Here is a 13,897-nt window from a genome sequence, read left to right as displayed (position 1 = left end):
TGAACGAAAGCCCGCGAACGCTAGCTATCCAAAAAACCAGTAGCACACCGCAATCGCCGTAGTCACCCCTGCCAAGTCGGCGACCAGCGCACAGCCTAGTCCGTGGCGAATGCGAGTAATGCCAACGGCGCCAAAGTAGACAGCCAATACATAGAAGGTGGTTTCAGTGCTGCCTTGCATAGTGGCGGCGAGCAACCCTGGAAAGCTATCGACGCCAAAGGTGTCCATGGTTTCGATCATCATGGCGCGGGCGCCGCTGCCAGAAAGTGGCTTTACAAAGGCGGTGGGCAGGGCATCGACAAAGCGGGTGTCCCAGCCAAAGCCTTCCACTATCCAGCGGATACCGCCTAAGCCAGCGTCTAACACGCCGCTGGCGCGCAGCACGCCGACGGCTACCAGCATGGCGATCAAGTAAGGCAGCAGGGTGATAGTAAAACTCAGCCCCTCTTTGGCGCCTTCAATAAAGGCGTCATACACCCTTACACCCCGTAACGCCCCGACCACTAAAAACATCATCACGATGCTAAATAGCGTCAGGTTACCAACTAGCGTAGAGGCCGCGGCCAGCGCCTGGGCGGACATACCCGCCAGCGTGGTGATCAGTAGCCCCAACGCAAGTGCCGCAATCGCTAAATAGGCTAGCACCACGGGCTGCCAGAGTTTTAAGCGCTGCATTAATGCCACCGCCAAAAGCCCAGCTAGGCTAGAAGCCGTTGTCGCTAGCAGAATAGGTAAAAACACCAGTGTTGGGTCGGCGGCGCCTTGCTGGGCGCGGTACATAAAAATCGTTACCGGCAGTAGCGTGAGCGACGAGGTATTAAGCACCAAAAACAGAATTTGCGCGTTGCTGGCGGTCTCACTGCTGGGGTTAAGGCTCTGCAGCGAGTGCATTGCCTTGATGCCAATCGGCGTGGCGGCGTTATCCAGGCCCAGGATGTTCGCCGCGAAGTTCATACTGATCAGCCCCATCGCCGGGTGTCCGCGGGGCACTTCAGGCATTAAGCGGCAGAACAGCGGGTCGAGCACCCGCCCTAGCAAACGAATCAAGCCCGCCTTTTCGGCAATCGAAAGAAACCCCAGCCATAGCGTCATGGTGCCCAGCAGCACCAGAATGATATCGACGCTTACCTTCGCCATATCGAACAGTGACTGCACTAAGCGGGCAAATACTTCGCTATCGCCCCCCACCAGCCACTGCCAAAGTGAAGCCGCAAAGGCAGCGATAAAGAAGCTTAACCAAATTCCGTTGAGCATGGGGAGTGGGCATCCTGGGCAGCGAAACGAGCGATGACGCCAATCCTACCGAATTCAGGTCGTTACAACACTAGTGGGGTTAAGACGCCTAGGCTATGCCATCACGAATAGTCACAAAGTAGCTTTCACTGCCGATCTGCCCGCCTTTTAAGGCGACTTCCAAACCATCAAAGGCTGGCTGGTCGCTATGAGCGGTGCAGAGCGGCGAGCCCGGCGTTTCCGGCAGCGGTAGGCGCGTGGTAAGGGCGTGTACGCCAAGTTGGCTAAGTGCATGGCTGGAAGTGTCGCCCCCAGCGATCACTATGCGCTGAAGCCTATAGGCTTCTACCATTTGGCGTAATAACTGACCTAAAGAGCGACCAATAAGGTGGCGTGCCTTTTCCCCGCCCTGATGCACAGCATCCGCATCGCTGTTTGGCCCCATGGCCGTATACACAATGACGCTTTTGTTCTGACTGAGTGCCTCGATAGCCTCTTTCAATGCCTTGTTCATGGTGTCGGCATGCGTCAGAGGGTCGATAAGTTTGACGACATCAATGGCAATAGCGCGAAACCCTCTGGTTTCCGCGTGTCGAATTTGCCGGGCAGTTACTTCAGAGCAACTTCCTGATACCACGGCAATTTGTTCAACCGCTCCAGGAGAGGAGAACAGCGGTGGTCTTACGGGAATGAGGGCCTGTTCTCGCCAAGTATCTACTAACGCGTACTCTATGGCGGACGAACCCACCACATAGCTGCCAGCGGGCGAGCGCGTTCGCCATAGCTGTGCGCCCACTTTTACCTGATGGTTGCGGTTCAGCGTGTCGTAGAGCAATACGTCATTCGAGCGGCTTAGTTGGTCAACCTGGGAACCGGTATCGGCTGATTCGATACACAGTACGTCGGCTAAACCAATGGAGAGTCGGGTTTGTTTAGCCAAATGAAGCCTTAAATCGGCTTCTGTCATGGGCGTTACCGGGTGGCGGCTCATGACCGGGTGGCGGTCAATACGGTGAACCTCGCCATCGAAGGCGGCAAAATGTTGGCCAAAAACGGTATAGCGCTTTAGTTGAGGGGCACCGACCACCAGGGGTACGCAGCTTTGCGCGAACAGGGCTTTGCCTATTTCCAGCGCTTTGCCGATATTGCCAATATTCGGCGCGCTATCGAAGGTGGAGCACACCTTGTAGTGACACAGCGAGGCGTTAAGGGCTTTCAGCCATGCCAGGGCGTTGGTGAGGTGTGTTTCCATCCACTCAGGTGATTCGCTGCGGCTGGTACCCGCTAGGCCAATCGCAGGGAAGTCGGCAAATGGAGCCAATTGCTCCTCGCTGGGCGGTGCCAGAAAAAGCACTGTTTCCACCCCGTTCAGGCTTAACGCTTCCATCACATCGGTCGAACCAGTGAGGTCATCGCCGTAATAGGAGAGAAGAAGAGGCGTGCTCATACGCTAAAGGTCTCCATGGCCTGGGCAAGTTCTTGGTGCTCACGGGCATAGGTTGCCAGCGGGATGCCCGCCATGGCGGCTTGCCACGCCTGGCGCAGGCTGGCGACCCCGCCAGAAATGCCGCCGGGGTGAGCCATGATGCCGCCGCCACAGCAGTAAATCAGATCACTATTGCCAAGTGCCTGATAGGTATCAGCCACTTGGGCGGCGCTTTGCCCCGAAGAGAAGACTGGCATAATCTGATAACCCGCCGTAGGCGCCTCAAACATTGCTGTTTGGCAGGCGCGGGCACTGTTAATAACGCTAGCGTCCTCTTCGCTGAATTTATTGCGTAGGCCATTAACGTGGATATGATCCACTCCCGCTAGCCGCCACAGTTTATGGTAAGCGTCGAATGCCATCCCCAAGTGAGGTGAACGGCTTAACATGCCCCAGCCGGCGCGGTGGCCATGTAGCGCTACCTCGCAGTGGCGGCGCAAGTGCGCGATACCTGCTAAGCCAACGCTGTTAATGGCGACCATGATGCAACTGCCGCCAGCAGCCACCACGTAGTCGTGCTGGGCGCGCATCTCGTCGATATCACCACTGATATTAAAGGCGTACATCACCTTTTTGCCGGTGCGCTCAGCATGGGCGTTGATAATCGGCATGATGGCATCGACGCGCGCTCGCAGCGGGTTATGGGGGCCGTTGGCCTGCAGCTCGTCGTCTTTAATAAAATCAATGCCCCCTGCTATGAGTTGCGCCACCATGTCAGCGGTTTCAGCCGGAGATAACCCCACGCTGGGCTTGATAATGGTGCCTATTAGTGGGCCGTTGGTAATGCCGGTTAGCTGGCGTGTGCCCGAGATCCCAAATTGTGGGCCAGGGTAGGCGTCTGCGAAGGCGCTGGGTAAGTCGATATCCAGTAACTTGAGTGCGGAAAACTCTTTGAGCTCAAACAGGTTGCCCGCAACGGTAGACACTAGATTCGGCAGGGAGGGGCCCATGTTTTCCAGCGGCCAGGAGAGCTCCACTAGTGCGCGCTGAAACAGAGCATGGCCTTGTGGCGCCAAATCAGCGCGCATAGGCAGCGAAGGTGCCCCTACCGCCTCCAGTGTCTCAATATTTTCGACGACGGCCCCATGGGCTGCCCTCAAGGCATCGGTTTCATTGGCTAAGCGAGTAAAAGTGCCGGACGACTGCTCACCGGCCATGACTTGAGCCGCGTGCTCAACCGGGTAGGGCGTCTCAATCAGGTAGCGGGCGTGAATGCGTGTGCTCATCAATTAGACTCCGGCAGTTCAAAAAAGGAGATCGCGCAGAAAAAGCGAGATCATCGGCACATAGGTAATCAGCATCAGGCAGGTGATGATGGTGAGTACCGGTGGCAGCAAAAAGCGAAATAGTTGTTCAACGGGTAGCTTGGCTACTTGCGCAGCGGCAAAAAGATTCACCCCTAGAGGCGGGGTAAACATGCCCAACGCTAAATTCACGACGATCACGATGCCGAAATGCACTGGGTCAATGCCGAACCCAATCGCAATGGGGGCCAAGATGGGGGCAAGAATTAAAATGGCGCAGAGGTTTCGATAAACATTCCGACCACTAGTAGCAACATATTGATGGCTAGTAGGAAGGTGTAGCGATTATCAAAAGTGTTTTGTGCCCAGGCGCCGATGTCGCTAGCTAGTCCAGAGCGTCCAATTACAAAACTAAGAATCGAGGCCGCGGCGATAATCAGCATGATCGAACCTGCCGATAGCGCGCTCTCGCGAAAAATGCGCGGCAGATCACTTAGTTTGATGGTGCGATAAACCACCATGCCTAAAAACAGCCCATACATTACTGCCACCGCGGAGGCTTCGGTGGGGGTAAAGATGCCACCATAAATCCCGCCAATGATAATGACCGGCATTAGCAGAGCGAGAAAGGCACTGCGAAATGCGGGCCAGACGGGCGAGCGTAAATCACCATCCTGGGTGCCGTAGCCTTTTAAGCGGCACCAAATAACGACCATTACAATCAAGGCTAGCCCGATCATTAGGCCGGGGCCAAAGCCAGCGAGAAATAGCTGTGTAATGGAGGTTTCTGTGCTGACACCGTAGAGGATCAATGGTACGGAAGGCGGAATGATGATACCCAGTTCCGCGGAAGAGGCCTGGATAGAGGCGGCCATCGGTGGCGGGTAGCCACGGGCTACCATGGCTGGAATCAAGATGGCGCCGATGGCAAAGGTGGTGGCCACACTGGAGCCTGAAATGGCTGCAAACATCATGCAGGTAACCACACAGGTGCAGGCTAAGCCGCCCTGAATACCACCCACCAGCGAGCGGGCAAACTCGACCATACGAGTGGCAATGCCGCCGTTGCTCATGATATGGCCGGCTAAAATAAAGAACGGCACCGCCATGAGCGGAAAGCTATCCAACCCCACGAACATACGCTGGGGGACGACCAGAAGCGGAACGCTGCTGAAGAAATAAAGGCCAATCACTGCGGTTAAGGCGATGGCAATCGCAATCGGTATCGAAAGGGCAAACAGCGCGATTAACGCTGAGCCGATCGCCAGATTCATAGCGTTTCTCCTACATCAGTACGGATAGGACTCGTGCGATGCTGGCCGTGATGATGCTGATACTCGGCACAGAGCTGGCGCGCAACCACTGCGACGATGGCGACGGCGCAGCCAGTGGGTATAGCGGCATAGAACCAGGACATAGGAATTTCGAGCATGGCGATTTGCTGCCCAGAGACGCGCAAGGTGATCAGGTACCCCTGCCAGACAAGAATAGCCAACAGTGTTAATACGGCAGTGCACACTAAACGCTGGCCATAAATGCGCAAACGCGGCGGCAAGCGATCAAGGAAAAGGTCAATGGAGATCATGGCGCCATACCAAAAAGCCGCTGCGCTAACTAAAAACACGCTCCAGATAATTAATCCTCGCGCCAGGATTTCCGACCAAGCGGCTGGGTCGCCGAGAATAAAACGGGTAAAGACTTGGTACGAGACTAAGGTGACCGCAATGGCGAGGAGTATTGCGGCAAGATTATGAGTGAGCTTGATGAGCCCCTGGGCCAAGCTATTCAGTAGCGACAACATAAGCGTAAACCTCATCGTCGGGGAGAAAATGCCTCCCGAAAGGGAGGCATACAGCAGAGGATGGCTCACTCGGTTGCGCGGATACGCTCTAGTAGTTCACTGCCATACTGGTCGGCGTAGCGTTCGTAGGCAGGTTCGGCGGCGGCACGGAACTGCTCGTAGTCGATCTCGGTCACCACTTCCATGCCATGACTGCGAAGCAAATCAACGCCTTCCTCTTCAATACGCTGAACGGCATCGCGTGAGGTTTGGGCGGCTACCTGGGCGGCCTCTCGGAACCAGCCCTGCTGCTCTTCACTCAGGTCATCCCAGTAGATTTTGGACATTACCAGGGCCGTGGGGGAGTAAACATGGCCAGTCAGTGTCAGGTAATCCTGGATCTCCCACATACTATTCACGGTCAAAATGGGGATCGGGTTTTCTTGGCCGTCGATGGTGCCTTGCTGAAGTGCCGTAATGACTTCTGTCCAAGAAATGGGTGTTGGTGCGGCGCCCAAGGCTTTGAAGGTTTCCAGGTGCACCTGATTCTCCATGGTGCGAATCTTCATGCCTTCCATGTCTTCGGGCGTTTCAACAGGACGCACGCTATTGGTGAGGTGCCGAAAACCGTTTTCTGCCCAGGCTAATCCGATTAAGCCTTCGTCTTCGAATTCCTCCAGTAACGATTGACCAATCTCGCCATCCAGCACTTTATGGGCGTGATCGTAGTCGCGGAAGAGGAAAGGAAAATCCAGAGCGTAAACCGAGGGTACGAAATTGCCGATAGGGCCGGTGGAGGTTAGCGTCAGCTCTACTGAACCGATCTGAAGGCCTTCAAGCACGTCGCGCTCGCCGCCTAATGCACTGGCAGGGCGCAGATTGATTTTAAATTCCCCGTCGCTAAGCCGGTCAATCTCTTCGGCAAACGCTTGGCCCGCCTCACCATAGTGGGAGTTGAGTGGCGGCGTGAACGCTAGGTTCATCTCTTGAACTGCAAACGCTGAGGTGCTGGCGGTCAGTACAAGGGCTGAGGCGAGGGTGGCCGCAATGCTGACTGATATTTTGTTGAGCTTGTAAGAGGTCATGTTCTACTCCAGTTTGTTGTAATTAGCGGTAGAGCTGAGGTGTTTATGTCGCATTAACCCTAGGTAATACGCCGAATGCTTTCGGCAATTTCCTCAGGCTCAAATACGCGTTTCCAGTCATCGCGCATCAACTGGGGCTTGCCATTCTCAATTGCTTTATTGCAGGCATCGGAGAACACGCCGGGCTGCTCCTCGAAAATGACTGCCGCCAGAATATTCATATGGCCGAGCAAAAAGTCGCGCGCGCACTCTTGGTCAACGCCGCGGGCGACGACTTCATCCATTGCTTCGCGCATTACTACCAGCAGCGTGGCGCATACGGTTTCAGAAAGGCCGGGCTCAAGCAGTGCCATCTGCTCAACCGACACTCGATGCGAGCGAACCACCGGGGCATAGATGGTTTTCGCGATCGCTTCGCCTAATGCATAAAGCTCTTCGGGCCCCTGCATCAGGGCATTGACGATGTGCTGCTTAGCCTTGGCGCCGCCAAAGTAGTCACGCTTGGCATCTAGATCCGTTTCATCATTGAAGATCGGCGGGTGGCAAGGGTGCGTCACGAAGTAGACCAAGTCGTCACGGCTGGGCAGGTGGCCGGCAAAAGGAGCGGCGGCATCCAGGGTGATCACCATGGTACCGCTGGCCATCAGTGGGGATAACTCTTCCGCGACGCGGCCTACTAGCGTGTCGGGAACCGCTAGTATCACCACCTGAGCATCGGGAATCGCCTAGTGGGCATCTACGCAGCTAATCCCTAGGCCTTCTGATAGCCGCTGGCGGCCTGCGTCACTCAATTCAACGTGGCTGACGGTGTAATCCGATCGTTGCAGGTTGCTAGACAGGCGATAACCCATCTTTCCGCCTGCGCCGATAAGGGCAATGGTGGTCATGGCACACTCCGATGAAGGTGTTGTATGGCGTTAGCCATTCGTTTGCCGAGGTTTGCAAGGGGAAGCTGTTTGCTCGACAACTGGTATGATGACATAATATCTATAGCAGTCTGTCAAATGCTGCTTTGGTCGTATATAAGTAAATTTTGCCCCGTTTGCAGTAGTGCGGCGTTAGACTGCTGACGCTCATTGGATAACCAAGCCGCTGTTGGGCTTGTGAGGAGGAATAGCCGTGCAACCAGCCCCTAAAATTACTCGGCGCAAGCTGTCAGATGAGGTGTTTGATCGGTTGTATGAAATGATTGAAGCGGGCCAATACAAGCCTGGTGATACGCTGCCTTCCGAGCGCGAGCTGATGGATAGCTATGGTGTGGGGAGACCGGCAATTCGTGAAGCGATGCAAACGCTTGAGCGTATTGGTCTTGTCGAGATAAACCATGGTCAGCGCCCTAAAGTACTGCAGCCGACGGCGGTAGGCTTAATGTCCCAGATCGATTTAACCGCTCGTCACATGCTCGCCAGCTCGCCACAGTCGCTTGAACAACTTAAAGAAGCGCGCACCTTCTTTGAGCTGGGAATGGTAGAGAAGGCGACAGGTCAGGCGTCTGCAGCAGACATTGCTAACTTGAGGGAGCTGTTAGAGCAGCAGCGCGGGCATTTAAATGGCGATGCTCAAGCCTTTATTGAGGTCGATATGGCCTTTCATACTGCCATTGCCGGGATAACCCGCAATCCGATTTTTATGGCAACTAGCCAAGCCATGCTGGGTTGGCTGGCGCGTTTTCACGCTAGTTTGCTGCACTGGGAAGGCAACGAGGATATTACCCTGCTGGAGCACGCCAAAATTATCGACTGTATCGAGCAAGGCAATAAGCAGGCTGCTGTAGAGGAGATGCGCAAACACTTAGAGCGCGCACGTTTGCTTTATAGCCTGAATAGTTAACCCGAAAGCGAGAGAAAGAACAGAATGAGCGGTGGAGAGAGCAGCGAGAGAATAAACCCGCTGACCACCGCGATGGGTACGCAGGCCACACCGCCGTGTTGTTGAATCACCGGTAGGGTGAAATCCATGGAGGTGGCGCCGCCGTAGCCAATCGCCAGGGCGGTATGGCGATGAATCACCAGCGGAATCAGGATAAACGCCAACAGCTCCCGAGTCAGGTCGTTGAAGAACGCCACGCCGCCCATCAACGGGCCAAGCTGGTCGCCAATCAAGATAGCCGAGAGTGAGTACCAACCAAAGCCTGATGCCATTGCCAGGCCTTCGTTCCAGCTTAATGAGAGCAGTGGGGCGGCAGCCAAGCCTGCTAGCAGCGAACTTATTGCCAGCGTTACTGCAATCGACAGGCCCATGCGGTTGAGTAAGATCTGCCTGAGTGGCATACCGGAGTTGCGTAACTGGCAGCCGATCAGGGCTAGCAGCAGGTAGAGCACCCATTCGGCCAGTAAATCTGCGCTGTTGAAAAGCCTTTCACCCAGGTGTGGCCCAAGCAGCAGGCCAGCAATAACGCCCCCAGCCACCACGGCGACCAACAGCAGCGACCCCTGCATGGCCGCCAGCTTGCTGGTGGGAGCGTCTTTGACTACCGGCGAGTTGCCTGCCTTAAGCGTTAAACGGCGCGATAGCCACCATAGCGCTGCTAAATTAAACAGCGTGGTAATGCTAAACAGCAGCAGGGCGTTGCCACCCAGGCGTGAAAGCTGACTAGACAGATTCTCCAGGCCGGCAAGGCTTATGCCCATGAACAGCAGAATCAGATAAACCGAGCTATTAACTGCTCGGTTGATCAAGTTCTGTAACTGTGTGGAACGGACGCGAACCAGATAGCCAAGAAAAAGCGGTAGTAGAACAATCAATAAACCGGAAAGCATTTAGGGCGTCGCGCCACCGTTTGGGTTGAAGTTAGTCAGTGTTAGCTGTGTTTCCCGGCTGCCCTCTTTTTGGTACACCACCGAAAGAATCAAGCCGGGCCAATCAGGGTGAAAACGGATCTGGAGAAGACGGTCAGGCTTTTCAACATCAATCAGCGATACGTTGAGTGCTTCGAACTCGTCGCCCGGCATCCCAATGCTACCGGGTTCAGCTACCCGTTGTTTTTCAACATAGTATTGAAAATGCTCATCACGCCCTTTGTGATCGACAAACTCAATATCGCAAGGTGCGCTCTCTGTGCAGTTTTCGTGACCTGCTCGGCGCGATAGGTCAAAGAGTGCGGTCTGACGGTCTAAGTTGGGAATATCCCGTTCGCCCAATTGATAACTGTCACCTACGCCGAGCAACGAATAGCTGCTGCTATAGAGCAACGCATGGGGATCATTATCGTTCAGAGAAAAACGGCTGAATTCTTGCCCGCGTGCCACGGTGACTGAAAAGCGCATATCGCTTAACCAGTGATTCCCTTCATTAGAGAGACGGTGGGTAACAGTTGCCCCCGGCCAGCCGCGAACCTCAAGCCGATACTGTGCCTCAAAGGGCTGAGGGTCTTTGAACGTCTCGGCGGCTAAGGCCGTGTCACTTGAATACCAGACCGCAAAACTCAATCCCAACCCTGCGAGCGCGCGGCCAAGCAGTCGTGCGAGAACATTGACCAAGAGCCTTCCTCCATAAAAACGTATCTTCCTAAGAGCCTTTTAGACTGCACTTGGTTCCCAGCGCGCCAGTATAGCCGCTGGGGGCCTCGTCAGTAACCTGCCTCAGGGTTGATCGTGGAGAGTTTTTCGCCCGATTCAAAGGCATGCAAGTAAGAGATCACTTGGTCGATGGCATCGTTAAGCGGGGTAGGCGCCGCCATATGGGGAGTGACGATTACCCTGGGATGCTGCCATAACGGATGGTCAGACGGCAGGGGCTCTTCATGGAATACATCCAGCAACGCACCCCGCAGGTGGCCCTGCTGGTTACTGCTACCCAGTGCTTCTAATAGCGCCTGTTCATCAATCAAACTACCCCGACCAGGGTTAATCACACTAGCGCCTTGGGGCAATTGGGCCAGCCGCTCGGCGTTGAGAATATGTTGAGTGGCGGCCGTATCGGGGAGAATAGTGATCAGGCTTTGCACTTGGCCGAGCAGTTCGCTTAACCCATCGTCGCCATGAAAGCAGTCCACGCCGCTGATCTGCTTGGGTGAACGGCTCCAGCCCAGCACTGGAAAGCCTGCTTGCTGCAAGGCGCTGGCCACAAAGCTACCAATGGCGCCCAGGCCTAATACGCCCACTGGCCACTGGGATTTTTCCACCACCTCTTGCGGCTTCCAAGTGGCGCTTTGCTGCTGCTCTACGTAACGATCCATGCTGCGGTAGAAGTGCAGCACGCCATAGAGGGCGTAATCGGCCATCAGCTCGCCCATGCCCGCATCACGCAATTTTACGATCGGCACGTCCTTGGGTAGGCCTGGGGTTTTCAGCAGATAATCCACCCCTGCGCCTAAATTGATGATGCCTTTAAGCTGGGTCTGCTCTTGCAGCAAATGGGCGGGGGCTTTCCAGATAGCGAGATAGTCAGCTTCTTTACGCTCTTCCGCTGGCGCCTCGCTGGTGAGTACAGTGGCTTGGGGCAGGGCTTCAGCAAGCGCTGCTTGCCACTGTTCAGCCTCATCAATATGCACAACAATTTTCATCGCCATCCCCTGTTGATAAAAGTGTCATTACTGCAAGCTATCATGGTGAGCTCCAAAGCTCGTTGCAAGCTCGCTTAGTACAAATAACGATGCCGTATGCGCTTTTTGTCATAAAGCCTTTGACCCTCAACCAAGGGTCGGTGCTAGTATCGGGTTAAGACGACATTGGCGGGCCTGCTGCAAGCGCGGCAGATGCAACCCCGACGCCTGATCGGTGGTGGCCAGGTCGATCCTGTGGCCCAGCGTTGCGTGCCTATGGTAGGCAGTACGTTGGTTCTTGGTGATCTTTAATGGCGAGTTGCCCGATGACTCAGGTTTCCCTGCCTTTCACGCGCGAAGAGTACGCTACCCGTCTGTGGAAAGTGCGTGCTGAAATGGCCAGTCGAGGCATTGACGTATTGATCGTCAGTGACCCTTCCAATATGGCTTGGCTAACCGGCTACGACGGTTGGTCGTTTTATGTGCATCAGTGTGTGCTGGTGGGCCTCGAAGGCGAGCCGGTATGGTTCGGGCGGCGCATGGACGCTAACGGTGCCCTGCGCACCTGCTGGATCGATCCCGAAAACATTACCTACTATCCGGATTACTACGTCCAGAACCCGGACATGCACCCCATGGAGTATCTGGCTCAGTCGATCATGCCTGATCGCGGCTGGCACCTGGGTGTGGTGGGTATGGAGATGGATAACTACTACTTCTCTGCCAAAGCCTATCTAAGCCTGCTGAAAGAGTTGCCCCATGCGCGCTTTATGGATGCCAATTCGCTGGTGAACTGGTGTCGGGCGATCAAGTCGCCCCAAGAAGTCGCCTATATGCGCATTGCCGCCAAAATCGTGGAAGGTATGCATACGCGTATTCTGGAAGTGATTGAGCCAGGCTTACCCAAGAGCAAGCTGGTGTCAGAGATTTACCGCGTTGGCATCGAAGGTTTTGTGGACGAAAACGGCAAAGTGTTTGGCGGCGACTATCCTGCCATAGTACCCATGCTGCCCACTGGTAAGGACGCCGCCGCGCCGCACCTGACCTGGGACGACACCCCGTTTCGCAAAGGGGAAGGTACCTTCTTTGAGATTGCCGGGGTGTTTAAGCGCTACCACGCACCGATGTCGCGCACGGTATTTCTGGGTACGCCGCCGACGGATTTTATTCGCGCAGAATCAGCTCTGTTGGAAGGCATCGAGAACGGCTTGGCAGTGGCCAAACCTGGCAACCGCACGGCGGATATTGCCATGGCGCTGGGGGCGGCGATGGATAAATACGGCTTTGACCGCGGCGGCGCCCGCTGTGGTTATCCCATCGGTATCTCCTACCCGCCCGACTGGGGTGAGCGCACTATGAGCCTACGCCCCTCCGATGACACTATTCTGGAACCGGGCATGACGTTCCACTTTATGCCGGGGCTCTGGGAAGAGAACTGGGGTTTGGAAATTACCGAGAGTATTTTAATTACTGAAGACGGCTGTGAAACTCTGGCCAATTTCCCGCGCCAGCTGTTTGTAAAGTAGCGGATTGTAAAAAGGAACCTCCAATGACCGATCAACCGAGCCAACTGCGGACGAGCCCTATTTCTGCCACCGTTGATTTTGATGCCGATGGCGTGCAGCACGGTTTTTTAAAGCTGCCGATCTCCACTGATGAATCCGCCTGGGGCGCGGTGATGATCCCCGTCACCGTGGTTAAGAATGGCGACGGCCCCACGGCACTTTTGACCGGTGGTAACCACGGCGATGAGTACGAGGGCATTACCTCATTGTTAAAGCTCTCCTCAACGCTGAAGGCAGAAGATGTCACGGGGAGGGTGATTATCGTGCCGTGCATGAACACTCCAGCGGTGATGGCGGGCAAGCGCACCTCGCCGATGGACAAGGGCAACCTCAATCGCAGTTTTCCTGGCGACCCCAACGGCAGCGTTACGCCGCAAATTGCCGACTACTTTACCCGCGTGTTGGTGCCCATGGCTGACGTTGTCCTCGACCTGCACTCCGGTGGGCGAACGCTGGATATCCTGCCCTTCGGCGCCTCTCATGTGCTGGATAATAAAGCGCAGCAGCAGGCCGCTCTAGAAGGTGCCAAAGCGTTCGGTGCCCCCTATGCCATGGTGATGTTTGAGCTGGATGCAGAAAAACTCTTCGATACCGCCTGCGAGCGCCAGGGTAAAGTATTCGTCGCCACTGAGCTGGGTGGGGGCGGCACTTCGACACCTCAGAGCATCGCCATTGCCGAGCGCGGCGTGCGCAATTTCCTGATTCACTACGGCCTGGTAGAAGGCGAAGTAGAGATGCCGACAGGCGGGCAGATGTACCTCGATATGCCCGATGCCAGCTGCTACGTGCAGAGCCAGCACTCCGGCGTGTTAGAGCTGTTAGTGGCCTTGGGTGACGAAGTGAAGAAGGGTCAAACGATTGCCTACGTGTACGACATGACCCGCAGCGGCACCGACCCGGTTGCCTATAAAGCGGAGCGCGACGGTATTTTAATGGCTCGCCGTGCCCCTTCACTGATCAATATGGGGGATACCCTGGCGGTGATTGCCGATGTTGTTGAACGCCTGGAGGCGTAACCCCC

General features: G+C 55.4%; 13 protein-coding genes and 1 pseudogene. 3 read left to right on the top strand and 11 right to left on the bottom strand.

Annotation, left to right across the window (positions count from 1 at the left end; translation table 11 throughout):
- Positions 1-24: 24 nt before the first annotated feature.
- From JI62_RS03905 to JI62_RS23075, 8 genes and pseudogenes are all read right to left on the bottom strand, one after another.
- The gene (locus JI62_RS03905) at positions 25-1,254 is read right to left on the bottom strand and encodes a nucleoside recognition domain-containing protein (protein WP_088698914.1); all 1,230 of its coding nucleotides are present in this window, start codon (positions 1,252-1,254) and stop codon (positions 25-27) included.
- Between the two features lie 88 nt (positions 1,255-1,342).
- On the bottom strand, positions 1,343-2,680 hold the full coding sequence (locus JI62_RS03900; RefSeq protein WP_088698913.1) for a four-carbon acid sugar kinase family protein: 1,338 nt from the start codon (positions 2,678-2,680) through the stop codon (positions 1,343-1,345).
- Positions 2,677-3,945 (bottom strand): ribulose-bisphosphate carboxylase large subunit family protein, encoded by a 1,269-nt coding sequence (locus JI62_RS03895; protein ID WP_088698912.1) that lies wholly within the window; start codon positions 3,943-3,945, stop codon positions 2,677-2,679. Before JI62_RS03895 ends, JI62_RS03900 begins: the two co-directional genes overlap by 4 nt.
- An 18-nt stretch (positions 3,946-3,963) precedes the next feature.
- Positions 3,964-5,237 (bottom strand): annotated as a pseudogene (locus JI62_RS03890) (TRAP transporter large permease).
- Positions 5,234-5,764 (bottom strand): TRAP transporter small permease, encoded by a 531-nt coding sequence (locus JI62_RS03885; protein WP_088698911.1) that lies wholly within the window; start codon positions 5,762-5,764, stop codon positions 5,234-5,236. Before JI62_RS03885 ends, JI62_RS03890 begins: the two are co-directional and overlap by 4 nt.
- A 65-nt stretch (positions 5,765-5,829) precedes the next feature.
- Positions 5,830-6,828, bottom strand: coding sequence for a TRAP transporter substrate-binding protein (locus JI62_RS03880; protein WP_088698910.1), 999 nt, complete (start codon positions 6,826-6,828; stop codon positions 5,830-5,832).
- 59 nt (positions 6,829-6,887) lie between these two features.
- On the bottom strand, positions 6,888-7,535 hold the full coding sequence (locus JI62_RS03875; protein ID WP_276206547.1) for a phosphogluconate dehydrogenase C-terminal domain-containing protein: 648 nt from the start codon (positions 7,533-7,535) through the stop codon (positions 6,888-6,890).
- An 18-nt stretch (positions 7,536-7,553) separates the two neighbouring features.
- Positions 7,554-7,715: a hypothetical protein gene (locus JI62_RS23075; protein ID WP_276206546.1), complete on the bottom strand. Its 162-nt coding sequence runs from the start codon at positions 7,713-7,715 to the stop codon at positions 7,554-7,556.
- Between the two features lie 232 nt (positions 7,716-7,947).
- Here JI62_RS23075 and JI62_RS03870 point away from each other — a divergent pair, with 232 nt between their 5' ends.
- Positions 7,948-8,658: a transcriptional regulator NanR gene (locus JI62_RS03870; protein WP_088698909.1), complete on the top strand. Its 711-nt coding sequence runs from the start codon at positions 7,948-7,950 to the stop codon at positions 8,656-8,658.
- Here the strand turns inward: JI62_RS03870 and JI62_RS03865 are convergent.
- The 3 genes from JI62_RS03865 to JI62_RS03855 form a co-directional block, all read right to left on the bottom strand.
- Positions 8,655-9,587: a lysine exporter LysO family protein gene (locus JI62_RS03865; protein WP_088698908.1), complete on the bottom strand. Its 933-nt coding sequence runs from the start codon at positions 9,585-9,587 to the stop codon at positions 8,655-8,657. The two genes, JI62_RS03870 and JI62_RS03865, sit on opposite strands and share 4 nt — an antisense overlap.
- Positions 9,588-10,307: a hypothetical protein gene (locus tag JI62_RS03860; RefSeq protein ID WP_240513121.1), complete on the bottom strand. Its 720-nt coding sequence runs from the start codon at positions 10,305-10,307 to the stop codon at positions 9,588-9,590. It lies immediately after the preceding gene.
- A gap of 89 nt (positions 10,308-10,396) precedes the next feature.
- Entirely contained in the window at positions 10,397-11,332 is a 936-nt protein-coding gene (locus JI62_RS03855) for a 2-hydroxyacid dehydrogenase (RefSeq protein WP_088698907.1), read from the bottom strand.
- Positions 11,333-11,637: 305 nt separating this feature from the next.
- Between JI62_RS03855 and doeA the strand changes: the two genes are divergently transcribed.
- Positions 11,638-12,837, top strand: a complete 1,200-nt coding sequence (gene doeA / locus JI62_RS03850; protein WP_088698906.1) for an ectoine hydrolase DoeA — start codon at positions 11,638-11,640, stop codon at positions 12,835-12,837.
- 23 nt (positions 12,838-12,860) lie between these two features.
- On the top strand, positions 12,861-13,892 hold the full coding sequence (gene doeB, locus JI62_RS03845; protein ID WP_088698905.1) for a N(2)-acetyl-L-2,4-diaminobutanoate deacetylase DoeB: 1,032 nt from the start codon (positions 12,861-12,863) through the stop codon (positions 13,890-13,892).
- The last annotated feature ends 5 nt before the right edge of the window (positions 13,893-13,897 follow it).

Origin of the sequence: Halomonas campaniensis (assembly GCF_002211105.1) — a bacterium.
GTDB classification, from domain to species: Bacteria; Pseudomonadota; Gammaproteobacteria; order Pseudomonadales; family Halomonadaceae; genus Vreelandella; species Vreelandella campaniensis_A.
This window is presented reverse-complemented; position numbering and strand designations above follow the sequence as displayed.

What these genes read in the sequence shown, in the direction of transcription:
- JI62_RS03905 (WP_088698914.1), bottom strand. Translation starts at nt 1,254, where the DNA reads ATGCTCAACGGAATTTGGTTAAGCTTCTTTATCGCTGCCTTTGCGGCT.
- JI62_RS03900 (WP_088698913.1), bottom strand. Translation starts at nt 2,680, where the DNA reads ATGAGCACGCCTCTTCTTCTCTCCTATTACGGCGATGACCTCACTGGT.
- JI62_RS03895 (WP_088698912.1), bottom strand. Translation starts at nt 3,945, where the DNA reads ATGAGCACACGCATTCACGCCCGCTACCTGATTGAGACGCCCTACCCG.
- JI62_RS03885 (WP_088698911.1), bottom strand. Translation starts at nt 5,764, where the DNA reads ATGTTGTCGCTACTGAATAGCTTGGCCCAGGGGCTCATCAAGCTCACT.
- JI62_RS03880 (WP_088698910.1), bottom strand. Translation starts at nt 6,828, where the DNA reads ATGACCTCTTACAAGCTCAACAAAATATCAGTCAGCATTGCGGCCACC.
- JI62_RS23075 (WP_276206546.1), bottom strand. Translation starts at nt 7,715, where the DNA reads ATGACCACCATTGCCCTTATCGGCGCAGGCGGAAAGATGGGTTATCGC.
- JI62_RS03865 (WP_088698908.1), bottom strand. Translation starts at nt 9,587, where the DNA reads ATGCTTTCCGGTTTATTGATTGTTCTACTACCGCTTTTTCTTGGCTAT.
- JI62_RS03855 (WP_088698907.1), bottom strand. Translation starts at nt 11,332, where the DNA reads ATGAAAATTGTTGTGCATATTGATGAGGCTGAACAGTGGCAAGCAGCG.
- doeA (WP_088698906.1), top strand. Translation starts at nt 11,638, where the DNA reads ATGACTCAGGTTTCCCTGCCTTTCACGCGCGAAGAGTACGCTACCCGT.
- doeB (WP_088698905.1), top strand. Translation starts at nt 12,861, where the DNA reads ATGACCGATCAACCGAGCCAACTGCGGACGAGCCCTATTTCTGCCACC.